The sequence below is a fragment of the Azospirillum himalayense genome, assembly GCF_042657465.1.
Lineage (GTDB): Bacteria > Pseudomonadota > Alphaproteobacteria > Azospirillales > Azospirillaceae > Azospirillum > Azospirillum himalayense.
Map to the genome: position 1 here is coordinate 125,074 of NZ_JBHSLC010000021.1, position 22,600 is coordinate 147,673.

Consider the following 22,600-nt stretch of genomic DNA (forward strand, 5'->3'; position numbering starts at 1 on the left):
CAGACGCTTGCCCCCTCCCTAACCCTCCCCCGCTGTCGCAGGGGAGGGGACTTGATTCTCCCTCCCCTGCAAAGCGGGGGAGGGCCGGGGTGGGGGTAAAAGCCTCCCCCAAACCTCCCGTTTCATTGGATACCCCCTTCATGCCGACCGACGACACCTCCCGCTCACCCATCTCCGTCCTCGACCTCGCCCCGGTCCCGGAAGGCAGCACGCCGGGCGACGCCTTGCGAAACACGCTGGACCTCGCCCGCCACGCCGAGCGGCTGGGCTACCGCCGCTACTGGCTGGCCGAACACCACAACATGACCGGCATCGCCAGCGCCGCGACCTCGGTCGTCATCGGCCATGTCGCGGCGGGCACCTCGACCATCCGCGTCGGGGCCGGCGGCATCATGCTGCCCAACCACTCGCCGCTGGTCATCGCCGAGCAGTTCGGCACGCTGGAGGCGCTGTTCCCCGGTCGCATCGACCTCGGGCTGGGCCGGGCGCCCGGCACCGACCAGATGACGCTGCGCGCCCTGCGCCGTGATCCGTCGGTGGCGGAGCAGTTCCCCCAGGATGTGCTGGAGCTTCAGGCCCTGCTCGGCCCCGTCCAGCCGGGCCAGCGCGTGCAGGCCGTGCCCGGCGCCGGCACGGAGGTGCCGCTGTGGATCCTCGGCTCCAGCCTGTTCGGCGCGCAGCTGGCGGCGGCCTTCGGCCTGCCCTACGCCTTCGCCTCGCACTTCGCGCCGGACGCCCTGATGCGGGCGCTGCAGGTCTACCGGGAGAATTTCACGCCCTCGGCGCAGCTCGACCGGCCCTACGCCATGGTCGGGGTGAACGTCGTCGCCGCCGAGACCGACGCGGAGGCGCGCCGGCTCTTCACCTCCGCCCAGCAGAGCTTCGCCCGCCTGATCCGCGGCACCCGCGGCCAATTGCCGCCGCCCATCGACGACATTGAGAGCTTCTGGTCGCCGCTGGAGAAGGCGCAGGCGATGAACATGCTGTCCTGCTCCTTCGTCGGCTCGGCGGAGACGGTGCGGCGCGGGCTGGACTCCTTCCTCGCCGAAACCGGAGCCGATGAGATCATGGTGGCCTCGGCCATCCACGACCACGCGGCGCGGGTGCGCTCCTACGAGATCCTGGCGGAGGTCCACGGGGCGCTGCGGGCCGCGGCCTGACGCGCTCCAAATTGGGGGAGCGGTCCGGCGCAACCGCACAGCGCGCTTCGCGGACTGCGCCATGGACCGCGCCGGAGGAGAGCCCTATCGTCTGTGGCCCGGCGTCGCGTGACGCGGTTCACAGAGATGGAGAGGGGATATGGCCGAGTTTCCCCACGCCAGCAGGGTCAACGTGACGCTTGATCTGCCGCTCGACGTCTATCGGCGTCTGGAACAGCAGGCGCGCTACATGAGCGTTACCGTCGAGGCGCTGCTGAAGACTATCCTGGCGCAGCAACTCTACGACTCCAGTCTTCGCAATATGGATTAGTTCATTGTCGTGAGGCGGCGCGCACGGCGGCGTCAAGATCGCCGTGGCTCTCCAGAAGCGCCGCCAGACCGGCCTCCTCCAGCACGCCGCGGATCGGGCCGGGCACCGCCGCCAGCACGATCCGCACGCCGGACCTCCCGCCCGTGCTTCCCGCACCCGGCCGCGCCTGCCGCACCGCCAGCAGCAGCGAGCGCAGCCCCGCCGGGGTCAGTTGCGTCACCGCCGACAGGTCGAGCACCAGCCCGGCCGGCGCCTTTTCCGGCGCGTCCGGGGTGGCGGGGGCCAGTGCTGCGAACAGGCGCGCCTCGAACCGGGGGGCGGCGGCGCTGTCGATCGGCCCCACCGGGCGCAGGATCGTCACGTCGCCGCGCACCTCTTCCGCGATTTGCATCAAACCCTCCGATTTCCCCATCCGGCTGGGCCTGCTATACCTCCTCCGGCGGGGGATTTCCCATCACACGGATCATCATACAGCAGAGCGGCGGCGGGGGCATGGAATCGGACGGACGCTTCGGCGGCGGGGCGGGCCTGCGGGACGGCGGGGAGTTTTCCGACGAGTCCGGCGGCGGGCCGCGCGCGCTCCCGGCCTTCCTCGCGGCGGGACCCGCCGTGGCCCCGGAGGACCGCCCTCCGGCGGAGGCGCCGCCGGACCAGCCGGCGCGGCTGCGCGGGGCGCTGAACCCGCTGCTGGCCGCCGCCGGGCCGCTGCTCGACCTCGCCGGGTCGCTGCGCGAACGCTCGGGGCACGAGAACCCGGAGGGCTTGCGCGACGTCATCCTCGCCGAGGTCCGCCGCTTCGAAGAGGAGGCCGCCGCCATCGGCGTCCCGCCGGAGGAGGTGCGCGTCGCCCGCTTCGCCCTGTGCACCATGCTGGACGACGTGGTGCGGGCCACCCCCTGGGGGGCGCGCTGCCGCTGGGCGCGCGAGGGGCTGGCGGTGGTGGTCGATCCCGGCGCCGGCGGGCCGGACCGCTTCTTCGACCTGCTCGACACCATGCTGAGCGACCCGCGCCTGCACCGGCTGGAGCTGGAGCTGTTCTACGCCTGCCTGTCGCTGGGCTTCGAGGGCAAGTTCCGCGACAAGCCGCGCGGCGCCCACGACCTCGCCCATCTGCGGGACGAGCTGTTCCGCGTGCTGCGCCGCCTGCGCGGCGAGCGGGAGCGCGCGCTGTCGCCGCAATGGCGCGGCGTCGCCGAACGATTCCGCCCGCTGGGGCATGTGCTGCCGCCCTGGCTGGCCGCGGTGGCGGTGGCGACGCTGCTCGGCGGGCTGTTCCTGACCCTGTCGGCCTCGCTGGGCGGCCGGGCGGACGCGGTGGTGGCCCGGCTGGGCGCGCTGCTCCCCGACCGGCCGCTGGAGCTGGTCCGCGCCGTCCCGCCGCCGCCGCCCAGCGCGGGTCCGGCGCTGGCCGTCCGCGTCACCGCCCTGCTCCAGCCGGAGATCCGCTCCGGCGCCGTGGCGGTGCTGGCCGGCGACGACGGGGCGCTGGTCATCCGCATCGAGGGGGCGGGCATGTTCGCCACCGGCAGCGACGCGATCCGCGCCCGCTACCGCGCCGTGGTCGACCGCGTCGGACAGGCGCTGGGTCCCGAGGCGGGGCGCGTGGTGGTGGTTGCCCACACCGACGACCAGACCCCGCGCGGCGGCGGGTTGCCGACTCCGGAGGCGCTGACCGAGGCGCGGGCGGTGGCCGTGCTGAAGATCCTGGAGCGCACGCTGGGCGCCGAGCGCCTGACCGCCGAAGGGCGGGGCGAGAGCGAACCGCTGGCCCCCAACACCACGCCGGCCAACCGGGGCGCCAACCGGCGCGTCGATGTCCGCCTCTACCCCGAATAGGCCGCGGTCCATGAGCGAACCGTCTCCGCACACCCGCTCCAAGACGTCCCAGGGCAGGGCCCGCCGCGCCGACCCGGCGATGGCGCCGCGGCTGCGCTGGTGGACCACGCTCGCGGTCGCCCTGTCGGTGGGGCTGCTCGGCTGGGCGGTGATGCCGCTGCTCGGCTTCGGCGGCTTGGCCCGCCTGCTGCCGGCGCTGGTCCTGCTCGGCCTGTGGTACGCGCTGAACCGGCACGAGGACGGCCGGCAGAGCGCCGCCAACGCCCGCTTCGTCGAGGCGCTGGCGGCGTCCCGCGATCCCGAGCTGAAGGCGTCGCTGGACGAGCTGGGCACGGTGCGCGAGCGGCTGGACGCGGTGATCGACCGGCTTAAGACGCAGCGCTTCGGCGCGCGCTGGGGCGGCCAGTATCTCTACCAGCTTCCCTGGTATCTGGTGATCGGCGCCCCCGGCTCGGGCAAGACGACGGCGCTCGCCAACGCCCGGCTGGGCGCGGCGCTGGGCGGCGGGTTGGACGGCATGCCGGTGCAGAATCTGGGCGGCACCCGCAACTGCGACTGGTGGTTCACCGACGAGGCGGTGCTGATCGACACGGCCGGCCGCTACACCACCCAGGACAGCCGCCGGGCCATCGACGGGCGCGTCTGGTCCGGCCTGCTCGACCTGTTGAAGGAGCACCGCCCGCGCCAGCCGGTGAACGGCGTGCTGCTGACCATCAGCCTGACCGACCTCGCCGGCTGGAGCGATGCGGAGCGGCACAACCACGCCATCACCATCCGCCAGAGGCTGGGCGAGCTGCGCGCCCATCTCGGCATTCGCGTGCCGGTCTATCTGCTGTGCACCAAGGCCGACCTCGTCGACGGCTTCACCACCTATTTCGACCCGCTGGACCGGGCGGAGCGCGCCCAGATCTGGGGCATCACCTTCCCGGTGGAGGATTTGCCGCCCGGCCCGCTGGCCAGCTTCCACGCGCAGTACGCGGCGCTGCTGCGCCGGCTGGAGGAGCGGCTTCCCGAACGGCTGCACCAGGAACCGGACATCCAGCGGCGCGGCGACGCCTTCGCCTTCCCGCTGCGCATGGCGGGCTTCGAGGCGGCGCTGGCCGACCTCGTCGACACCGCCTTCACCGCGGAGGCGGAGGAGGCGGTGCCGCTGCTGCGCGGCATCTACCTGACCAGCGCCACCCAGCCCGGCGCCTCCGCGGAATCGCCGGCCCAGACCTTCTTCCTGGAGCGGCTGTTGCCCGAGGTGGTCTTCCCCGAGGCCAACATGGTCGGGGTGGACCGCGCGCTGGAGCGGGCGCGGCGGCGGCGGCACGTCTGGGCGCTCGGCGGGACGGCGGCGGCGGGCCTGCTGCTCGGGCTGGCCGGGCTGAGCGGCCACCGCGCCAACGAGGCATTGCTGGCGCGGGCGGAGGCCGCCGTGGCGGTGGCGGAGGAGCGGCTGCGCGCCCTCGATACCCCGCCGCGCTTGCTGACGCGGGTGGAGGATTCCGACTTCCTCGCCGTCCTGCCGGCGCTCGACGCGTTGCGCGCGCTGCCGGCCGGCTGGACCGAGCGGGCGGAGCGGCGGGCGTCCCTGCTCGGCTTCGGCCTGTCGCAGGGGGAGCGCGTCGGCCTGCCCGCCGAGGACGTCTACCGCCGGGCGCTGCGCAGCGTGTTCCTGTCGCGCATCGTCCTGCGGCTGGAGGAGCAACTCCGCACCGGCTGGGCGCGGCCCGACCTGCTGCGGCAGAGCCTGCGCGCCTACGCCATGATCGGCGGGCGGGAGCCGCTGGACCCGGCGGTCCTGGCGGAATGGCTGGCCGCCGACTGGCAGCGCACGCTCCCCGGCGCCGCCCATGAGGCGGAGCGCCGGGCGCTCGGCGACCATCTGGCCGCTCTGGTCGAGGCCGGCTTCGCCCCGGTGCCCCCGGACGAGGCGCTGGTGTCGCGCGTCCTCGACGTGCTGGGCCAGCCGACCTCACCGGCTCCCCGTGTGCTCAACAACGGCGGGGCCGGCTGATGAGCCCCGGTTTCGCGGTGGGCTTCCATGGAAAGGTGCCGGCGCGCGGCGATTTCGTGGGCTACGGCCTGCCGCGCGGCGTGCTGCTTCCCTGGGACGCCTGGCTGACGGAGGTTCTCGACGCGGCGGTGCGCCAGCTCGGCTCGCCCTGGGAGCGGCTGTTCCAGTCAGCCCCGGTCTGGCGCTTCGCCCTGTCGCCCGGCCTGTGCGGGGAACCGCCGCTGGCCGGCATCATGATGCCCAGCGCCGACCGGGTGGGCCGGCAGTACCCCTTCACCATCGTCGGCACGCTGCCCTACGGCACCGACCTCGCGGTGGTGCCGGTGGCCTGCCTGCACTGGTTCACCCGCGCTGAGTCCATCGCCGCCGACGCCTGCCGCGCCGGCGCCGACGTGGACGCGCTGCCCGCCCGCATGGCGATCCTGGGCCGCCCGGAGCCCAACGGCGCCGACCCCACCGTCGCCACCGTGGTCGAGGAGCGCGTCGGCCCGCTGCCGCCCCGCGCCAGCCTGTGGTGGAGCCGCGGCGGCGGGCGGGTTCCGCCTTCGGTCCTGACCTGCTGCGGCCTGCCCCGCTCGTCCCGCGCCGCCGCCTTCATCGATGGAGCCTGGGAGCGGCGGGGCTGGGACGATCTGGACGGGTAGGGGGTGGAGGAAAGCTCACCCTCCCAGATTGACGATCTCCACCCGCCGGTTCTCCGCGGCCTTCGGCTTTCTGGGCAGCAGCGGTTCCCGCGCGCCCATCCCGGCGGTGTCCAGCCGGTCGCGGCGCACGCCGTGCCGTTCCGCCAGATAATCCGCCACGGCGTCGGCCCGGCGCTGCGACAGCGCCCGGTTGGCCGCGTCGCCGCCCACCGCGTCTGTGTGGCCGACGATGCGGAAGCGGGCGGTCGCCGCCTCCGGCGCCATCATCACCGCGCCGATGCGGTCGAGCACCGCCTGCGACTCCGGGCGGATGCGCGCCGAGTTGAAGTCGAAGCCGATCCGGAAGGCGGCGCGCAGCCCGGCCTTCAGCGCGGCGACGGGCGGGTCCGGCGGTGGCCCCGGCAGGGCCGGCACGGTCACCGGGCCGGGAGACGGTGCGGAAGCTGTGACGGGAGCCGGGGTCGGTGCCGCCGCGACGGGCGGGGGCGGCGGGCGCTTCATGACGATGGGCGGGCAGCCGGGTCCGGCGGCGCCGAACAGGGCGGCCTGGATCTCGCATTCGCTGGGGTTGGGGCCGAGCGGGACGGCGGGCGCCGCCGCCGATTGCGCCAGGGCCGGACCCGCGGGAAGGGCCAGCCCCCCTCCGAGAAGCCCTAAGGCCAAGAGCCCGATTGTTGGGAACCTCCGCATTTGCATGCCCGCATTGTCCCAGGCTTGGGGGCGGGCCGTCAAATTCCGCGTGGAACAGTCGTGCGTGCCTCTGTACGATCCCGGTCCGATCTTTCGTTTGCGGTATGCGGGAGGAAACAAGAATGAAGTCAATGAAGGCCCTGTTCGCCGGTCTGGCGCTGGCCGCCATGGTTCTGCCGGGCGTGGTCGCCAACGGCGCGGCGGCGGCGGACTACAAGGCCGAATACAAGCTGTCCACCGTGCTGGGCAAGCCGTTCCCCTGGGGCATCGGCGGCGACCGCTGGGCCGAGCTGGTCAAGGAGAAGACCAACGGGCGCATCAATGTGAAGATGTATCCCGGCTCCGCCCTGGTGAACGGCGACCAGACCAAGGAATTCACCGCGCTGCGCCAGGGCGTGATCGACATGGCGGTGGGCTCCACCATCAACTGGTCGCCGCAGGTGAAGGAGCTGAACCTCTTCTCGCTGCCCTTCCTGATGCCCGATCACAAGGCCATGGACGCGCTGACCCAGGGGCCGGTCGGCAAGCAGCTGTTCGATCTGCTCGCCACCAAGGACGTGGTGCCGCTGGCCTGGGGCGAGAATGGCTTCCGCGAGGTCTCCAACTCCAAGCACGCCATCACCAAGCCGGAGGACCTGAAGGGCCTGAAGATCCGCGTCGTCGGCTCGCCGCTCTACCTCGACACCTTCACCGCGCTCGGCGCCAACCCGACGCAAATGAGCTGGGCCGACGCGCAGCCCGCCCTGTCCACCGGCGCCGTCGACGGGCAGGAGAACCCGGTCGCCGTCTTCACCGCCGCCAAGCTGCCGACCCTCGGCCAGAAGCACCTGACCCTGTGGGGCTACGTCGCCGATCCGCTGATCTTCGTGGTCAACAAGGAGGTCTGGAACAGCTGGTCCAAGGAGGACCAGGAGGCGGTGCGCGCCGCCGCCGTCCAGGCCGCCGCGGAGGAGGTCGCCATCGCCCGCAAGGGCATCACCGCCCAGGACGACAGCCTGCTGAAGGAACTGGCCACCCAGGGCGTGGCGGTCGTGCAGCTGACGCCCGAGCAGCAGAAGGCGTTCCAGACCGCCACCCGCGCCGTCTACGACAAGTGGGCCAAGACCATCGGCCCCGACCTCGTGAAGGCCGCCGAGACCTCGGTTGCCGGCCGCAACTAAGCCCGTCCGGCGCCCGTCCGTTTCCGCTCCGGCGGTAAACGGGACGGGCGCCATTCCTTTTCAAAGTCCGCTCCAGCCCGCCCGTCCCCGTCCAGAGAACCCGTTATGACCGAAGACCCCGAACTGACGCGGCGCGAAGAGCCGCGCCCGCGCGTTCCCATCCGGATCGAGGAGGCGCTGGCGGCGCTGGCCATCGCGGCGATGGGGGCGATCACCTTCGCCAACGTGATCACGCGCTACCTGACCAACATTTCGCTCGCCTTCACGGAGGAATACGCCATCGCCCTGATGGTCGTGATGACCATGCTGGGCGCCTCGGTCGCGGTCGTGCGCAACCATCACATCCGCATCACCTATTTCGTGGACCGGCTGCGCCCGGTCATGCGGCGCAGGGCCGAGTTGTTCGCCATTGCCATCACGGCGCTGGTCTTCCTGGGGCTGGCCGTCTACGGCTCGCGGATGGTCTGGGACGAGTACCGGTTCGAGGAGACGTCGCCCGGTCTGGGCGTGCCGCAGTGGATCTACTCGATCTGGCTGCCGGTCCTGTCGGTGGTCATCGTGCTGCGGGCGCTGGGTCGTGGCATCCGCGTCGCGCGGGGGGACGAGCAATGATCACCGCGCTGCTGTTCGGCGGATTCTTCGCGCTGCTGATCGCCGGCGTGCCCATTGGCGCGGCGCTGGCGTTGGCCGGCGCCGTGGTGATCGGCGTCGCCGGCCTCGGCATCATGTCGCTGCCGACCACCGTCTACACCGGCATGGCGAAATACCCGCTGCTTGCCATTCCCATGTTCGTGCTGACCGGCCTGATCTTCGAACGGTCGGGCGTGGCGGAGCGTCTGGTGAAGTTCGCGCTGGCCGTCATCGGCAAGCGGCAGGGGGCGCTGCCTGCGGTCGCCATCATCGTGGCGATGTTCATGGGCGGCATCTCCGGCTCCGGTCCGGCGACCTCCGCCGCGGTGGGGGCGGTGATGACCGCGGCCATGCTGCGCGAGGGCTACCCGCGCGCCTTCACGGCCAGCGTCATCGGCGCCGCGGCGGCGACCGACATCCTGATCCCGCCCTCCATCGCCTTCATCATCTACAGCGTGATGGTGCCGCAGGCGTCGGTGCCGGCCCTGTTCGCGGCGGGCATGATCCCCGGCATCCTGGCCGGTCTGGCCCTGGTCATCCCGGCGGTCTGGATGTCGCGCCGCAACGGCTTCGGCGAGGTCGCGCGGGAGGGCGAGACGCGCCCGTCGATCTGGAAGGCCTTCAAGGAGGCAATCTGGGGCCTGATGGCGCCGGTGGTCATCCTGGGCGGCATGCGCGCCGGCCTGTTCACCCCGACCGAGGCGGCAGTGGTGGCTGCGGTCTACGGCCTGTTCGTCGGCTTCTTCATCTACCGGACGTTGACCCTGCGCATGGTCTACGACGTGTTGGTGGAATCGGCGGAAATCTCCGCGATCATCCTGATGGTGGTGGCGCTGGCCGGCGTCTTCGCCTGGGCGACCGGGACGCTGGGCGTCATCGACCCCATCGCCCGGGGGATCGTCGATCTCGGCATTGGGCAGTACGGCGTTCTCGCCCTGCTGATCGCGGCGCTGGTGGTGATCGGGATGTTCCTGGACGGGGTGTCCACCTTCCTGATCCTGTTGCCGATCCTGGTGCCCATCGCCAACCACTTCAATTGGGATCTGGTGTGGTTCGGCGTGATCCTGACCATGAAGCTGGCGATCGGCCAGTTCTCCCCGCCGATGGCCGTCAACCTGATGGTCACCTGCAAGATCGCCGGCACCACCATGGAAGCCACGGTGCGCTGGGTCGGCTGGCTGATCCTGGCGATGTTCCTGGCGCTGGCCGCGGTGGTGGTCTTCCCCGGGCTGGCGCTCTGGCTGCCGCGCAGCCTGGGCTACTGAGGGTGACGAATGCGGGGGCGCCTTGTGCGTCCCCGCCTCAGCTTTTCCGGCGGGTCGCCAGCAGGATGCCCGCTGCGATCAGGCCGATGCCAGCGGCGTGGTAGAGGTGGGGCTGCTCGCCGAGGAACAGGATGGCGAGGATGCTTCCGAACACCGGCATCAGATGGATGCACATCCCCGCCGTGTTGGCGCCGACCAGCGCCACGGCGCGGTTGAAGCAGAGATAGGCGGCGATCGACGGGAACAGCGCCACGTAGGCGACCGCCCCCAGCGCCGTCGGGGTGATCGGCATGGGGTTCCCGCCGACGCTTTCCCACAGGTAGAAGGGCAGCAGCATCGCCGCGCCGCCCGCGAAGGTGACGGCGATGAAGCTGAGGCCATGCACCGCCGGGCGGCGGCGCAGCAGGGCGGTGTAGGCGGCGTAGCCGAGCACCGCCGCCAGCACCCACAAATCCCCGGCGGCGAGCTGCAACCCGATCAGCACCGCCGGGTCGCCCCGCGCGATCAGCGTCAGGGCGCCGGCCAGCGAGACGGCGATGCCCACCCCTTGCCGCGGGGTCACGCGGTCGCCGAACAGGGCCAGGCTCATCAGCACGATCAGCACCGGCATGGACGATTGCATCATCACCGCGTTCAGCGCCGTGGTGGTGTGCAAACCCACATAGAGGAAGGTGTTGAAGACGGCGATGCCCAGCGCCGACAGCAGCAAGACGACCGGCCATTGGGCGGCCAGCGCCCGCGCGTCGTGCCGCAGGTGCCGCCACGCGAAGGGCAGCACCAGCAGCATCCCCAGTGTCCAGCGCCAGAAGGCCAGCCCGACCGGCGGCACCTCGCCCGACACCGCGCGGCCCAGGACGGCATTGCTGGCCCAGAACAGCGGCGGCAACATCATCAGGAGCCACGCCTGATCGAACAGGCGACGGCGGGCGGGGGTGGCGTTTTCGCTCACGGCTGGCGACTCATCGGGCTGGACGCGTCATGGAAGGTGCCGCGGCTCAGCCGCGGCGGCGCGGGGAGGCGAAGGGCGAAAGGGGGCCATCGCCACGGGAACCCTCGCCGCGCGGGCCGTCACCATGGGGACCGTCCGACCGGAAGGCCTCGCTGCGGGAGAAACCCTCGCGGCGCGGGCGGTCGCCACGGGGGCCCTCACCACGGGGGCCGTCACCGCGAGGACCATCGCCACGGGGACCGCGCCCCTCGCCACGGGGACCGTCGCCGCGGCCTTCGCGCGGCGGCTTCGGCGGCTGGCGCATCTCCACCTCCAGCTCGGCGATGCGCTTCACCAGCGCTTCACGGATCGCCGGGGCCGCGTGGGACTTCAGGGTGGCGAGCTGCTCCTTCAACTGCTGGAGCTGAAGCTGCTTCTGCTCCCGCGTGCGCTTGATGGCGACGTTGTCGGAATGCTGGCCGTCGAAGGCGCGCATGAAAAGGTCCTCGTTGCAGAAAATAAGACACCCGCCGTGGCGTCCCAGCGGACGCCCGGTCGGGGAGCGCGGAATATTGGAAAGGCACCGGCGCCAAAGCAAGCCGGGAGTTTGCTCCGCCTGTGCGATAAAGCGGTTGACGGGGGAGGTCCGGATCACTCTTCCAACGAACGTCGGCTGCGGAACAGCGCTGCCGCCTCATCGAGATAGCGCGACAGGGCGGTGGCGGCTTCCGCCGGTCCGACGCGGCGCGACCCTTGGACGCGGGCCTCCTCAGCGGCGGCGGCCAGGGCGGCGGGATCGGCGGCCAGAGCAGCCAGCCGCTCGACGAAGGCGCCGTAGTCGGGGTGGTTGAAGCGCGGGCCGACGACGCTGGCGACGTCGCCGCCGGGAAGCGACAGCGGCACCGCCCCGGCGGCCAGGGCCTCGGCGGCGCTGGCGCCTCCGCCGGTCCGCCGGGGATTCACATAGGCGTCGCAGACCGCCAGCAGGGCGCCGATGTCCGACACATAGCCCAGGCACCGCAGCCGTGCTGCGTGGCGTGACGCGGCCAGCCGCCGGGGCAGGGCGTCGGCGTGCCCGGCGAAGACGGCGCGGGCGCGTGGCACGCGGTCGAACAGTGCCTCCAGCATGGCGAGGAAGGCGCCGTCCGCCTCCTCGTCCAGCCGGTTGCCGACGACGGTGCAGACGAAAGCGTCCTCCTCCAGCCCGAAGGCTGCGCGCGATCCTTGTTTCGTCGGGTTGGCCCCGGCCAGTGAATGCAGGAAGCGGAAGGGCCGCCAGGACCGGGCCAGCGGCCCGTGGGTGGGTGCCGCGCCTCCGCCAAAATCCAGCACGATGTCGGCCAGCGACAGGGTGGCCCCGCTGGTGGTCGGGATGCACAGGGTCGGGCGCGTCCCGGCCATCAGGTCGGCGACGACGCAGGACCCGCCGAGCGACAGCACCGCGTCGGGATCAAGCGCCGCGATGGCCTCTAGGAACCAGGCGATCTTGCCGGGGCTGACGCAGGGCTCGACCGAGGACAGCATCCGATACGCGTGCCCGTCCGCCTCGATCCGCTGATCGCCGGAGAGGGTGGGCTCCACCGACGCCGCGAAGGAGGGCACGAACAGGCTGTGCACCTCCGCCGGCATGATGTTGGTGTTGAGGATCACCACCTCCCGCCCGCAGCGGTCCTCCAGCAGGGCGGCGTAGGACAGCAGGTCCCGCGACGGCTGGTGGCGCAGCGACAGGAACTGGTTGGTCACCAGCACGACCCGCCCGGTGTCCACCCCCCCGGCCCGGCGGGCGGGTGGGATGATGGCCTGACGGCGGCGGATCTCGTCGAGGATGCGGCGGTAGAAGGGGAACTGCCGCTCTTCGACGAAGCCGGGGCGGCTCGCCGGGTTCATGCGCATCAAAAAGAGCTGGCGTCCGATGCCGGCGTGGATGTGCAGCAGCCCCTCCAGCCCGGATTGCGCGATGTTGGCCTCCACCGCGTCGAGCAGCTCGTCGTAATAGCGCAGGTCGCCGGAGACGGTGGCCATGGCCGACAGCAGCAGGACGGTGTCCGCTCCCCGCGCCAAGCGGGACAACTCGCGCGCCGCCCGCGCCCGCTCGGCCTTGGGCCGGTCGAGAAAGGCCGCGCAGAGGGTTTCGACGGCCTTCAGATCGCGCCCGCTCGTCACGGGCCGGCGCAACGCGGCGGCGAGGTCGGTGAGGGTGGGCGGTTGGGACATCGGCCTTGCTGGGAAAAGGGCGCGATGAGTCATGCCACATATGGAAAGGCCCCGGAAGGCGTTACCTTCCAGGGCCTTAGAGTGGTGCCGCAGCAGGGATTTGAACCCCGGACCTACTGATTACGAATCAGTTGCTCTACCCCTGAGCTACTGCGGCGCCGACGTCGGTGCGTCGTGGGCGCGGAAATTAACCGGGGGGGCGGACCGGCGCAAGCGCTTTTTTGGGAGATGGATAAAATTATCCTTTCTGGCGGATGACGTCCAAAAAGGGGTCGGCATAACGCTCCAGCTTGCGGGCGCCGACGCCGGGCAGGCGGGCGAAGGCGGCACGGTCCATCGGGCGCGTCGCGACCATCTCCAGCAGCGTGCTGTCGTGGAAGATCACGTAGGGCGGCACCCCCTGTGCGCGGGCCAGCTCGGTGCGGCAGTCCTTCAGCGCGTGCCACAGCGCGTCGTCGGCCGGCGACAGGGCGCCGCGCGCACCGGCCCGCGACACGCCCTCGCCGGACAGGCCGCCGGAGGGGGAGGAGCCGCCGCGGGAGACGTGGCGGCGCAGCGCGTCGTGGACGCCGCGGCGCTTCTCCACCACCGGGTCCTTGCGCAGCTTCACCGTCTGCTGGCCCTTGATGACCGGGATGCCGGCGTCGGTCAGGCGGAAGCCGCCATAACCCTCCAGATCGACCGTCAGATAGCCGGCGGCGACGAGCTGGCGGTAGACCGACTGCCATTCCGCCTTGGACAGCTCCTTGCCGCAGCCGAAGGTCTTCAGCGCGTCGTGGGCCTGCTGCGCCACCTTCTCCGTGGCGTTGCCGAGCAGCACGTCGATCAGGTGCCCGGCGCCGTAGCGCTGGCCGGTGCGGTAGACCGCCGACAGGGCCTTCTGCGCGGCGACGGTGCCGTCCCAGGTCTCCACCGGCTCCAGGCAGGTGTCGCAATTGCCGCAGGGCGCCTCCAGCGTCTCGCCGAAATAGTTCAGCAGCACCTTGCGGCGGCAGGCGGAGGTCTCGCAGAAGCCGAGCAGCGCCTCCAGCTTGGAGCGCTCGACGCGGCGGTGGGAATCGCCGGCCTCCGACTGCTCCAGCATCTGGCGCAAGCCCACCACGTCGGCCATGCCGTAGCTCATCCAGGCGTCGGCGGGCAGGCCGTCGCGTCCGGCGCGGCCGGTCTCCTGATAGTAGGCTTCCAGGCTCTTGGGCGGGTCGAGGTGGCAGACGAAGCGCACGTTCGGCTTGTCGATGCCCATGCCGAAGGCCACCGTCGCCACCATAACGATGCCCTCGCCCTTGATGAACAGGTCCTGGTTCGCCTCGCGCACCTCGGACGGCAGCCCGGCGTGATAGGGAAGCGCCTCCCGCCCCTGCTGGTTCAGCCAGTTGGCGGTGTCTTCCACCTTCGCCCGCGACATGCAGTAGATGATGCCGGCGTCCTCGGGGTGGTTCTCCCGCAGGAAGGCCAGCATCTGCTGACGCTCGCTCTTCTTCGGGACGACGCGGTAGGTGATGTTGGGCCGGTCGAAGCTGGACAGGAAGACGCGGGCCTCGGTCAGCCCCAGCTTGTCCTTGATCTCCGCGCGGGTCTGCGCGTCCGCCGTGGCGGTCAGCGCAATGCGCGGCACGGTCGGGTGCCGCTCGTGCAGGATGGAGAGCTGGAGATACTCGGGCCGGAAATCATGGCCCCACTGGCTGACGCAATGCGCCTCGTCCAGCGCGAAGAGGGCGAGCCTGGTGCGGTCCAGCAGGTCGAGGAAGCGCGGGGTGACCAGACGCTCGGGCGCCACATAGACGAGGTCGATCTCGCCGCGGACCATGGCCCGCTCCACCTCGCGCGCCTCGGCGGCGTCGAGGGAGGAGTTGAGGAAGGCCGCCCGCACGCCCAGCTCGCGCAATGCCGTCACCTGATCCCGCATCAGCGCGATCAGCGGGGAGACCACGACCGTCACGCCGTCGCGCACCAGCGCCGGCACCTGATAGCACAGCGACTTGCCGCCGCCGGTGGGCATGAGGACGAGCGCGTCGCCGCCACGGATCACGTGGGCGATGATGTCGGCCTGCTGCCCGCGGAAGGCGGAATAGCCGAAGACCGACCGCAGCACCTCCAGGGCGGGGTTGCCGTCAGGGTCCTGGGCCGGCTCCGCCGGAGGGGCCTTGAGATTGAAAAGCGAGTCCACGCCGATGCGGTTCAGATGCGGGTCCGTCTCTGGACGATTTGGAATCTGGTGTTCGGGTCAAAATCTGGTGGTCGGGATGCGATCCCGAACGCGACGGCTATGATGTGGCACAGATCGCCCGATTCGTGAAGCCGCAATCCGGAAGAGGTGTGGGGACAAGGGTGGCGCATCGCGCGATGCGGGAAAAACTGTGCGCGCATGCATCCGGTCGCGTGTAAGGTGAAAGCGGCGGGTGGAATTGGCCACCCGCCGTTTCGAAAGGAGAAAGAGGCATGCCAAAAATGCCCTTTTTCCTGGTGCTCCAGTGGCGGCGATGGCGGATCGAAATCCGCATCACCGTTGGCTAAGCACTAGGAGCGTGCCGGTGGGTGTTAGCAGCACCTGCCGGCCACTCCCGACAAGGTAGCGCAATTCCCCCGCGTTGCAAATCCCCAACCGGCTACAACAGGTCGCGCAGCATCGCCACCAGCGGCACGTCGGCGGGGGGCATAGGGTAATCGCCCATGCGGTTCGGGTAGACCCAGGCGAGCGTTTGCCCCTCCCGCGCCGTCACGTCGCCTTCCCAGACGCGGCAGACGAACAGCGGCATCAGCAGGTGGAATGTTTCGTAGCTGTGCGAAGCGAAGGTGAAGGGGGCGAGGCAGCTCGCCGCCGTGTCGATGCCCAGCTCCTCCTTCAGTTCGCGGACCAGGGCGGCCTCCGGCGTCTCGCCCGCGTCGACCTTGCCGCCGGGGAATTCCCACAGCCCGGCCAGCGACTTGCCGGGCGGGCGCTGGGCCAGCAGGACGCGGCCGTCGGCGTCCACCAGGGCCACGGCGACGACCAGCAGGGTCGGCAGGGAGCCGGGGGCCGGGGTGGAGGAGGGGTCGAAGCAGGCCGGCATCACGCGGTCTCCGGGGTGAGGAACCGCCAGCGTCCGGCGGTCAGTTCATAATGGGCAGCGGCGTCGAGCGGCAGGAAGCCGACCGTCTCCAGCACGCGGCGGGAGCGGTGGTTGTCCGGGGCGATCCGCGCCCACAGGCGGGGCAGACCTAGCGCGAAGGCGGCGGGGATGACGGCCCGCAGCATCTCCGCGCCATAGCCGACCCCCTGGTATGGCCGGCCCAGCCAATAGCCGACTTCGCCGTCCGCCAGGATCACGCCGATGCCGCCCACCGGCTGCCCGTCGTCCTTACGGACCGCCAGCAGGTCGAGCGACGCGCGCTCCGCCCGGTTGCGGGCGGCCAGGGCCACCCAGGCGCGCCCGTCCTCCGGGCCGTAGGGGTGGGGCACGCGGGCGAGCCAGCGCGCCACTTCCCACTCCCCGATCAGCGGAACGAAGCGCTCCACATCCTCCATGCGGAAGGGGCGGAGCGTCAGCCGCGCCGTATCGAGGCGGTCGGGCAGGGGCGCGCCGGTCATGACACCAAGTCCGGTCTCAGCTCCGGCCTCAGCTCCGGTAGGAGCCGTTGATGTCGATGTAGCCGTGGGTCAGGTCGCAGGTCCAGACGCGGGACTTGCCGCCGCCGATGCCCAGGTCGATGTGCACGTCGATCTCCTGGCCCTTCATGTGGGCGGCGACCGGCGCCTCGTCGTAGCCCGGAACCTCCATGCCCTCGGCGCAGATCAGCGTGCCGCCGATGGTGATCTTGATGAGGTCGCGGTCGGCCCGCTCGCCCGCCCGCCCGATGGCGGCGACGATGCGGCCCCAGTTGGCGTCCTCGCCGGCCAGCGCGGTCTTGACCAGCGGGGAGTTGGCGACGGTCAGGGCGATGCGCTTGGCGGCGGCGTCGCTCTCGGCGCCGACCAGCGTGATGGAGACGAACTTGGTCGCCCCCTCGCCGTCGCGCACGATCTGCAGCGCGAGGTCGAGCATCACCTCCTCCAGCGCCTTGCGGAACGCGGCCAGCTCCGGCGCCTGGGCGTCGGTCACCGGGGCGTTGCCGGCCTTGCCGGTGGCGAACAGCAGCAGCGTGTCGCTGGTCGAGGTGTCGCCGTCCACGGTGATGGCGTTGAAGCTGCGCTCGGTGAACTCCGACAGCATGGACTGCAGCGCCGGGGCGGCGATGGCTGCATCGGTGAAGATAAAGCCCAGCATGGTCGCCATGTCCGGGGCGATCATGCCGGAGCCCTTGGCGAAGCCGCTGATCGTCACCGTCGTCCCACCGATGGCGACCTGACGGGTCGAGCCCTTGGCGAAGGTGTCGGTGGTCATGATGGCCCGCGCACCGCCCTCCAGCGCCGCCGAGTCGTCCTTCAGGGCCGGAACCATGCCCGGCAGAACCTTGGCGATGGCGTCGGCGGCCAGCGGGATCCCGATCACGCCGGTGGAGGCGACGTAGACCTCGTCGGTGGCGCAGCCGGCGATCTTGGCGGCGGCCTCGACCGTCGCCTGGACGGTGGCGTCGCCCGCCTTGCCGGTGAAGGCGTTGGCGTTGCCGGCGTTGACCACGACCGCGCGGGCCGAGCCGCGGGGCAGGCTGTCGCGGCACCAGATCACCGGGGCGGAGCAGGTCAGCGACTTGGTCAGCACACCGGCCACCGTCGTGCCCTCGTCAAGCACGGCCAGCATCAGGTCGTCGCGGCCCTTGTATCGGATGCCGCTGTTGGCGGTGGCGATGCGCACGCCCGCCACGGGCGGGAGCGTCGGGAAGCCGGCGGGTGCCAAGGGGGAGACGGTCGTGGCCATGGGGACGGGCTCGTGGGGCTGGTGGAGCGGGGGGTGTTGGGGGTGTCAGGCGTTTGCCCTCTCCCTAACCCTCCCCCGCTCTCGGCGGACCGAAGGTCCGCCTGCCGCGTCAGCGCAAACCTCTGGTTTGCGCGAGAGCTTCGCAGGGGAGGGAGATCAGTCCCCTCCCCTGCGAAGCGGGGGAGGGTCGGGGTGGGGGCAACCGGTGCCGGAGCTTAGTTCTTCTTCGGCTCTTCCGCCTTCGGGGCGGTCTGGGCCGGCTCCTCCTTCGGCATCGGCGAGCCGTCGAGCTGGAAGGTCTCGACCTTGGCGACCTTGCGCAGGTCATCGACGACGTTGGTCACGATGTCCTTGCTGAGCTGCTGCTCGAGCTGCGGCTTCACCTCGTCCAGGGACGGCTGCGGCTGGGTGCGCTTGTCCTCGACCTTGATGATGTGCCAGCCGAACTGCGTCTTCACCGGCTCCTTGCTCACCTCGCCCTTCTTCATGGCGAAGGCGGCATCGGCGAAGGGCTCGACCATCGTGTCCTTGGTGAAGTAGCCGAGGTCGCCGCCCTGCTCGGCGGCCACCGGGTCCTTCGACTTCTCCTTGGCGAGCTTGGCGAAGTCGCCGCCCTTCTTGAGCTGGGCGATGATCGCCTTGGCCTCATCCTCCTTCTCGACGAGGATGTGGGCGGCCTTCACCTCTTCCTGGGCCGGGTTCTGCTTCAGGAAGGCCTGATAGGCCTCGTCCAGCTTGGCCTGGGTGATGCGCGACTGCACTTCCTTCTGGATGTAGGCGCGCTGCACCGCGCGCTCCTCGGCGCGCTTGATCTCGTCCTTGACCTCCGGCGTGCCGGCGAGGTTGGCCTTGTAGCCGGCCTCGGCCACCAGCTTGGAGTTCACGAGCTGCTCGATCACCGCCGGGTAGATCATCTCCAGCGGCATCTGCTGCACCTGCGGCGGAAGCTGCGCGACCATGCGCTGGACGTCGGAGCGGTGGACCGCCTCGCCGTTGACGCGCGCCACCACCGGATCGGCGTCCGCCGGGGCGGGAGCGGTCGACGCCGCAGGGGCGGCCGGAGCGGCGGGAGCCGGAGTCTGGGCGTGTGCGGCCAGCGCGAGGCCGCAGGCGGCCATCGACAGCAGGGCGGCGCGGAACACTCGATTCACCATGGAGTCTTTTCCTTCCGGCGGATGTGTCTTGTCACGGTCAATGGCATGACAGAACGTCTTATGATTGGCGGCGGCCGTTGATTTGGTGGCGGCTGTGCGGACGATCCGGCCCCGCGCCCGAATCCGCGGGGGATTAAGCATGGGTTCGCGGCGCGGGGCAAGCGGTCGTGATGAGCGGCCATGCCGCCTTCCTTCGGCCCCTTGCTTCGACCGTGTTCAAGGCGATATGGCGGCGGAACGGTGGTGCTTCCAGGGCGCGCCACACGCCGATCCACGCTCCGTGCAGGACCGGCACCTCCGCGATGCGCGCCGCAAAGGGCCGGGCAAAGGGGCGGGTCTCGTTGACAGAAACTTGCTTCGGGCCTATGTGAGACCGGTCAAAAAGCCGGCTTCACGACGTTCCACCCCCGAGGTTTTCATGTTCGGTGCTCTCGCCCGCAAGATTTTCGGCACCGCCAACACGCGCACGGTCAAGGCGCTGCAAAAAACCGTCCAGCAGATCAACGCGCTGGAGCCCGAGTTGGCGGCGCTCTCCGACGACGCTTTGCGCGCCCGCACCGACTGGCTGCGCGGCCGGCTGTCGCAGGGCGAGACGCTCGACGCCATCCTGCCCGACGCCTTCGCCACCGTGCGTGAGGCGGGCAAGCGCGTGCTGGGGCAGCGGCACTACGACGTGCAGCTCATGGGCGGCATGGTCCTGCACCAGGGCAAGATCACCGAGATGCGCACCGGCGAAGGCAAGACGCTGGTCGCCACGCTGGCCGTCTATCTGAACGCGCTGGAAGGCAAGGGCGTCCACGTCGTCACCGTGAACGACTATCTGGCCTCGCGCGACAGCGCCTGGATGGGCCGCATCTACGGCTTCCTCGGTCTGACCACCGGCTGCATCGTGCACGGGCTGGACGACGAGGAGCGCCGCGCCGCCTACGCCGCCGACATCACCTACGGCACGAACAACGAATTCGGCTTCGACTATCTGCGCGACAACATGAAGTTCCGGCTGGAGGACATGGTCCAGCGGCCCTTCAACTTCGCCATCGTCGACGAGGTCGACTCGATCCTGATCGACGAGGCGCGCACCCCGCTGATCATCTCCGGCCCGTCCACCGATTCGTCGGAAATGTACGTGCAGGTGGACCGCCTCATCCCGCAGCTGACGCGGGACGACTATGAGCTGGACGAGAAGAACCGCACGGTCAGCCTGTCCGAGGCCGGGCAGGAGCATATGGAACAGCTTCTGGCCGAGGCCGGGCTGCTGAAGGCGGGCGGGCTGTACGACATCCAGAACGTGGCGCTGGTCCACCATTCCCAGCAGGCGCTGCGCGCCTACACGCTGTTCCAGCGCGACAAGGACTACATCGTCAAGGACGACAAGGTCATCATCATCGACGAGTTCACCGGCCGCATGATGGAGGGCCGCCGTTATTCGGAAGGCCTTCACCAGGCGCTGGAGGCCAAGGAGAAGGTGACGATCCAGCGCGAGAACCAGACGCTCGCCTCCATCACCTTCCAGAACTACTTCCGCATCTACCCGAAGCTGGCCGGCATGACCGGCACGGCGATGACCGAGGCGGCGGAGTTCGCGGAGATCTACGGCCTCGAGGTCGTGGACATGCCGACCAACGTGCCGGTCCAGCGCAAGGACATGGACGACGAGGTCTACCGCAAGGCGTCGGAGAAGTACGACGCGATCATCGACCTGATCGAGGACGCCCGCAAGCGCCAGCAGCCGGTGCTGGTCGGCACCACCTCCATCGAGAAGTCGGAGCTGATCGCCGATCTGCTGAAGAAGCGCAACATCCCGCACAACGTGCTGAACGCCCGCCACCACGAGCAGGAAGCCTACATCGTCGCGCAGGCGGGCCGTCCCGGCGCCGTCACGGTCGCCACCAACATGGCCGGCCGCGGCACCGACATCCAGCTCGGCGGCAACGTCGAGATGCGCATCCAGATGGAACTGGCCAACCTGCCCGAGGGGCCGGAGCGCGACGCCAGGATCAAGCAGATCGAGGCCGAGGTGGCCGAGGCGCGCGAGCTGGTCAAGCAGGCCGGCGGCCTCTACGTCGTCGGCACGGAGCGGCACGAGAGCCGCCGCATCGACAACCAGCTGCGCGGCCGGTCGGGCCGCCAGGGCGATCCGGGCGCCTCCAAGTTCTTCCTGTCGCTGGACGACGACCTGATGCGCATCTTCGGGTCGGAGCGCATGGACGGCATGCTGCAGCGCCTGGGCCTGAAGGAGGGGGAGGCGATCATCCACCCCTGGATCAACAAGGCGCTGGAGAAGGCCCAGACCAAGGTCGAGGCCCACCATTTCGAGGTCCGCAAGAACCTGCTCAAGTTCGACAACGTCATGAACGACCAGCGCAAGGTCGTCTATGAGCAGCGTCGCGAGATCATGGACACCGAGGACATCGCCGAGACCGTCCTGGAGATGCGCCATCAGGTCGTGTCCAACATGGTCAACAAGGCGATCCCGCCGAACTCCTACTCCGAGGCCTGGGACATCGCCGGCCTGCACGAGGAGGTGAACCGCCTTCTTGGCATGGACCTGCCGGTGGCCGACTGGGCCAAGGAAGAGGGCATCGCCGAGCCGGAGATCGAGGAGCGCGTCCGCGAGGCCGCCGACCGCAAGTATGCGGAGAAGGTGGAGACTTACGGCGCCGACACGATGCGCCACGTGGAGAAGAGCCTGCTGCTGCAGATCCTCGACCAGGAATGGAAGGATCACCTGCTCCAGCTCGACCATCTCCGCCAGGGCATTTCCCTGCGCGCCTACGCCCAGAAGGACCCGCTGAACGAGTACAAGCGCGAAGCCTTCGAGCTGTTCGAGACCATGCTGTCGACCCTGCGCGAGCAGGTGACCGCCGTGCTGATGCATGTCGAGATCCGCATCGCCCCGCAGCCGGAGGAGCTGTACGCCCGGCCGCCGCAGGAGATGCACGAGGGCCGCGACGATCCGGCGCTGGCGATGGCCGAGGCCGGAGCGGGCGCTGCTCAGGGCTACCCGCCCGCCGACGCGCCGCTGCCCGCCGGCATGGTCCGCCGCGAGGCCGCCGCCTCGGTGGTGCCGGGGGCCGACCCCAACGCCTGGGCCAACACGCCGCGCAACGCGCCGTGCCCCTGCGGCTCGGGCCAGAAGTACAAGCACTGCCACGGCAAGGTCGGCTGAGCGCCGCCGCGAAGAACGCCGCCGGGGATGTTCCGGACGGGGCCGGGCCGCAAGGTCCGGCCCTTTCCTTTTGCGGTCTTGGAAACTTCGGCTGGGCTGTGGCGTTCTTCCGATCAACAAGCGGGAGCGCAGCCATGTTGCAGGAATTCAAGACCTTCATCAGCCGCGGCAACGTCGTGGAACTGGCCGTCGGCATCATCATCGGCGCGGCCTTCACCGGCATCGTCAACTCGCTGGTCAAGGACATGCTGATGCCGCCCATCGGCTGGGTCATGGGCGGGATCGACTTCTCCAACTACTTCCTGAACCTGTCCGGCGGCCATTACGAGAGCCTGTCCGCGGCGGAGGCGGCGGGGGCGGCGACCATCAACTACGGCCGCTTCATCAACGCCCTGATCAACTTCTTCATCGTGGCGGGGGCGCTGTTCCTCATCGTGCGGCAGGTCAACCGCCTGCATTTCCTCCAGGATTCCAAGCCGAAGGCGCCGCCCCGCCAGGAGGTTCTGCTGGAGGAGATCCGGGATGCGCTGCGCGCACGGCAGGCACCCGCCCCGGGGGACACGACTCGACCGGGGGCGTGAAAGAATCTTCTTGGATTGTGCA

General features: G+C 70.4%; 20 protein-coding genes and 1 tRNA gene. 10 read left to right on the plus strand and 11 right to left on the minus strand.

The window, feature by feature from the left end; all coding sequences use genetic code 11:
* Positions 1-140 precede the first annotated feature (140 nt).
* On the plus strand, positions 141-1,160 hold the full coding sequence (locus ACFPMG_RS12465) for an LLM class flavin-dependent oxidoreductase (protein WP_376995434.1): 1,020 nt from the start codon (positions 141-143) through the stop codon (positions 1,158-1,160).
* A 139-nt stretch (positions 1,161-1,299) separates the two neighbouring features.
* The gene (locus ACFPMG_RS12470) at positions 1,300-1,470 is read left to right on the plus strand and encodes a hypothetical protein (RefSeq protein ID WP_014239127.1); all 171 of its coding nucleotides are present in this window, start codon (positions 1,300-1,302) and stop codon (positions 1,468-1,470) included.
* 1 nt (position 1,471) lies between these two features.
* Here ACFPMG_RS12470 and ACFPMG_RS12475 read toward each other — a convergent pair whose 3' ends face one another.
* A complete protein-coding gene (locus tag ACFPMG_RS12475) occupies positions 1,472-1,861 on the minus strand; it encodes an STAS domain-containing protein (protein WP_376995435.1) in 390 nt (129 codons plus the stop codon).
* 101 nt (positions 1,862-1,962) lie between these two features.
* On the opposite strand from ACFPMG_RS12475, the gene icmH reads away from it, so the two are divergent.
* The 3 genes from icmH to tagF are packed head-to-tail and all read left to right on the plus strand — an operon-like array spanning position 1,963 to position 5,952.
* Positions 1,963-3,306 (plus strand): type IVB secretion system protein IcmH/DotU, encoded by a 1,344-nt coding sequence (gene icmH, locus ACFPMG_RS12480; protein ID WP_376995436.1) that lies wholly within the window; start codon positions 1,963-1,965, stop codon positions 3,304-3,306.
* A gap of 10 nt (positions 3,307-3,316) precedes the next feature.
* A complete protein-coding gene (gene tssM, locus ACFPMG_RS12485) occupies positions 3,317-5,308 on the plus strand; it encodes a type VI secretion system membrane subunit TssM (protein WP_376995438.1) in 1,992 nt (663 codons plus the stop codon).
* Positions 5,308-5,952 (plus strand): type VI secretion system-associated protein TagF, encoded by a 645-nt coding sequence (gene tagF, locus ACFPMG_RS12490; RefSeq protein ID WP_014239131.1) that lies wholly within the window; start codon positions 5,308-5,310, stop codon positions 5,950-5,952. Before tssM ends, tagF begins: the two co-directional genes overlap by 1 nt.
* Before the next feature lie 15 nt (positions 5,953-5,967).
* Here the strand turns inward: tagF and ACFPMG_RS12495 are convergent, their stop codons facing one another.
* Positions 5,968-6,615 carry an OmpA family protein gene (locus tag ACFPMG_RS12495; RefSeq protein ID WP_376995439.1) on the minus strand — a complete coding sequence of 216 codons (648 nt, stop codon included), beginning with the start codon at positions 6,613-6,615 and terminating at the stop codon, positions 5,968-5,970.
* Between the two features lie 149 nt (positions 6,616-6,764).
* Here ACFPMG_RS12495 and ACFPMG_RS12500 point away from each other — a divergent pair, with 149 nt between their 5' ends.
* The 3 genes from ACFPMG_RS12500 (at position 6,765) to ACFPMG_RS12510 (ending at position 9,697) form a co-directional block, all read left to right on the plus strand.
* Positions 6,765-7,802 (plus strand): DctP family TRAP transporter solute-binding subunit, encoded by a 1,038-nt coding sequence (locus ACFPMG_RS12500; protein ID WP_376995440.1) that lies wholly within the window; start codon positions 6,765-6,767, stop codon positions 7,800-7,802.
* A 105-nt stretch (positions 7,803-7,907) separates the two neighbouring features.
* Entirely contained in the window at positions 7,908-8,414 is a 507-nt protein-coding gene (locus ACFPMG_RS12505) for a TRAP transporter small permease (RefSeq protein WP_109469226.1), read from the plus strand.
* The gene (locus ACFPMG_RS12510) at positions 8,411-9,697 is read left to right on the plus strand and encodes a TRAP transporter large permease (protein WP_014239135.1); all 1,287 of its coding nucleotides are present in this window, start codon (positions 8,411-8,413) and stop codon (positions 9,695-9,697) included. The genes ACFPMG_RS12505 and ACFPMG_RS12510 overlap by 4 nt, the downstream gene beginning before the upstream one ends.
* A 37-nt stretch (positions 9,698-9,734) precedes the next feature.
* On the opposite strand, the gene ACFPMG_RS12515 is transcribed toward ACFPMG_RS12510, so the two are convergent.
* From ACFPMG_RS12515 to ACFPMG_RS12555, 9 genes are all read right to left on the minus strand, one after another.
* A complete protein-coding gene (locus ACFPMG_RS12515; RefSeq protein WP_376995442.1) occupies positions 9,735-10,646 on the minus strand; it encodes a DMT family transporter in 912 nt (303 codons plus the stop codon).
* A 46-nt stretch (positions 10,647-10,692) separates the two neighbouring features.
* On the minus strand, positions 10,693-11,121 hold the full coding sequence (locus ACFPMG_RS12520; RefSeq protein WP_376995443.1) for a hypothetical protein: 429 nt from the start codon (positions 11,119-11,121) through the stop codon (positions 10,693-10,695).
* A 155-nt stretch (positions 11,122-11,276) separates the two neighbouring features.
* Entirely contained in the window at positions 11,277-12,839 is a 1,563-nt protein-coding gene (locus ACFPMG_RS12525) for a glycosyltransferase (protein ID WP_376995445.1), read from the minus strand.
* Between the two features lie 82 nt (positions 12,840-12,921).
* Positions 12,922-12,996, minus strand: a tRNA-Thr gene (locus ACFPMG_RS12530).
* Positions 12,997-13,077: 81 nt separating this feature from the next.
* The gene (gene recQ, locus ACFPMG_RS12535) at positions 13,078-15,006 is read right to left on the minus strand and encodes a DNA helicase RecQ (RefSeq protein WP_376995446.1); all 1,929 of its coding nucleotides are present in this window, start codon (positions 15,004-15,006) and stop codon (positions 13,078-13,080) included.
* A 439-nt stretch (positions 15,007-15,445) separates the two neighbouring features.
* A complete protein-coding gene (locus tag ACFPMG_RS12540; RefSeq protein WP_376995447.1) occupies positions 15,446-15,889 on the minus strand; it encodes a (deoxy)nucleoside triphosphate pyrophosphohydrolase in 444 nt (147 codons plus the stop codon).
* Positions 15,889-16,407 (minus strand): GNAT family N-acetyltransferase, encoded by a 519-nt coding sequence (locus ACFPMG_RS12545; RefSeq protein WP_376995448.1) that lies wholly within the window; start codon positions 16,405-16,407, stop codon positions 15,889-15,891. The genes ACFPMG_RS12540 and ACFPMG_RS12545 overlap by 1 nt, the downstream gene beginning before the upstream one ends.
* Positions 16,408-16,435: 28 nt before the next feature.
* Positions 16,436-17,674 carry a bifunctional glutamate N-acetyltransferase/amino-acid acetyltransferase ArgJ gene (gene argJ, locus ACFPMG_RS12550; RefSeq protein WP_376995449.1) on the minus strand — a complete coding sequence of 413 codons (1,239 nt, stop codon included), beginning with the start codon at positions 17,672-17,674 and terminating at the stop codon, positions 16,436-16,438.
* A gap of 215 nt (positions 17,675-17,889) precedes the next feature.
* A complete protein-coding gene (locus tag ACFPMG_RS12555) occupies positions 17,890-18,828 on the minus strand; it encodes a peptidylprolyl isomerase (RefSeq protein WP_376995450.1) in 939 nt (312 codons plus the stop codon).
* A 418-nt stretch (positions 18,829-19,246) separates the two neighbouring features.
* Here ACFPMG_RS12555 and secA point away from each other — a divergent pair, with 418 nt between their 5' ends.
* Both secA and mscL read left to right on the plus strand, forming a co-directional pair.
* Positions 19,247-21,997 (plus strand): preprotein translocase subunit SecA, encoded by a 2,751-nt coding sequence (secA, locus tag ACFPMG_RS12560; RefSeq protein WP_376995451.1) that lies wholly within the window; start codon positions 19,247-19,249, stop codon positions 21,995-21,997.
* Positions 21,998-22,131: 134 nt separating this feature from the next.
* On the plus strand, positions 22,132-22,578 hold the full coding sequence (mscL, locus tag ACFPMG_RS12565; RefSeq protein WP_103039819.1) for a large conductance mechanosensitive channel protein MscL: 447 nt from the start codon (positions 22,132-22,134) through the stop codon (positions 22,576-22,578).
* Positions 22,579-22,600: the final 22 nt, after the last annotated feature.

Coding starts and splice junctions, on each gene's coding strand:
- ACFPMG_RS12465 (WP_376995434.1), top strand. CDS start 141: ATGCCGACCGACGACACCTCCCGCTCACCCATCTCCGTCCTCGACCTC.
- ACFPMG_RS12470 (WP_014239127.1), top strand. CDS start 1,300: ATGGCCGAGTTTCCCCACGCCAGCAGGGTCAACGTGACGCTTGATCTG.
- ACFPMG_RS12475 (WP_376995435.1), bottom strand. CDS start 1,861: ATGCAAATCGCGGAAGAGGTGCGCGGCGACGTGACGATCCTGCGCCCG.
- icmH (WP_376995436.1), top strand. CDS start 1,963: ATGGAATCGGACGGACGCTTCGGCGGCGGGGCGGGCCTGCGGGACGGC.
- tssM (WP_376995438.1), top strand. CDS start 3,317: ATGAGCGAACCGTCTCCGCACACCCGCTCCAAGACGTCCCAGGGCAGG.
- tagF (WP_014239131.1), top strand. CDS start 5,308: ATGAGCCCCGGTTTCGCGGTGGGCTTCCATGGAAAGGTGCCGGCGCGC.
- ACFPMG_RS12500 (WP_376995440.1), top strand. CDS start 6,765: ATGAAGTCAATGAAGGCCCTGTTCGCCGGTCTGGCGCTGGCCGCCATG.
- ACFPMG_RS12505 (WP_109469226.1), top strand. CDS start 7,908: ATGACCGAAGACCCCGAACTGACGCGGCGCGAAGAGCCGCGCCCGCGC.
- ACFPMG_RS12510 (WP_014239135.1), top strand. CDS start 8,411: ATGATCACCGCGCTGCTGTTCGGCGGATTCTTCGCGCTGCTGATCGCC.
- ACFPMG_RS12520 (WP_376995443.1), bottom strand. CDS start 11,121: ATGCGCGCCTTCGACGGCCAGCATTCCGACAACGTCGCCATCAAGCGC.
- ACFPMG_RS12525 (WP_376995445.1), bottom strand. CDS start 12,839: ATGTCCCAACCGCCCACCCTCACCGACCTCGCCGCCGCGTTGCGCCGG.
- ACFPMG_RS12540 (WP_376995447.1), bottom strand. CDS start 15,889: ATGCCGGCCTGCTTCGACCCCTCCTCCACCCCGGCCCCCGGCTCCCTG.
- ACFPMG_RS12545 (WP_376995448.1), bottom strand. CDS start 16,407: ATGACCGGCGCGCCCCTGCCCGACCGCCTCGATACGGCGCGGCTGACG.
- argJ (WP_376995449.1), bottom strand. CDS start 17,674: ATGGCCACGACCGTCTCCCCCTTGGCACCCGCCGGCTTCCCGACGCTC.
- ACFPMG_RS12555 (WP_376995450.1), bottom strand. CDS start 18,828: ATGGTGAATCGAGTGTTCCGCGCCGCCCTGCTGTCGATGGCCGCCTGC.
- secA (WP_376995451.1), top strand. CDS start 19,247: ATGTTCGGTGCTCTCGCCCGCAAGATTTTCGGCACCGCCAACACGCGC.
- mscL (WP_103039819.1), top strand. CDS start 22,132: ATGTTGCAGGAATTCAAGACCTTCATCAGCCGCGGCAACGTCGTGGAA.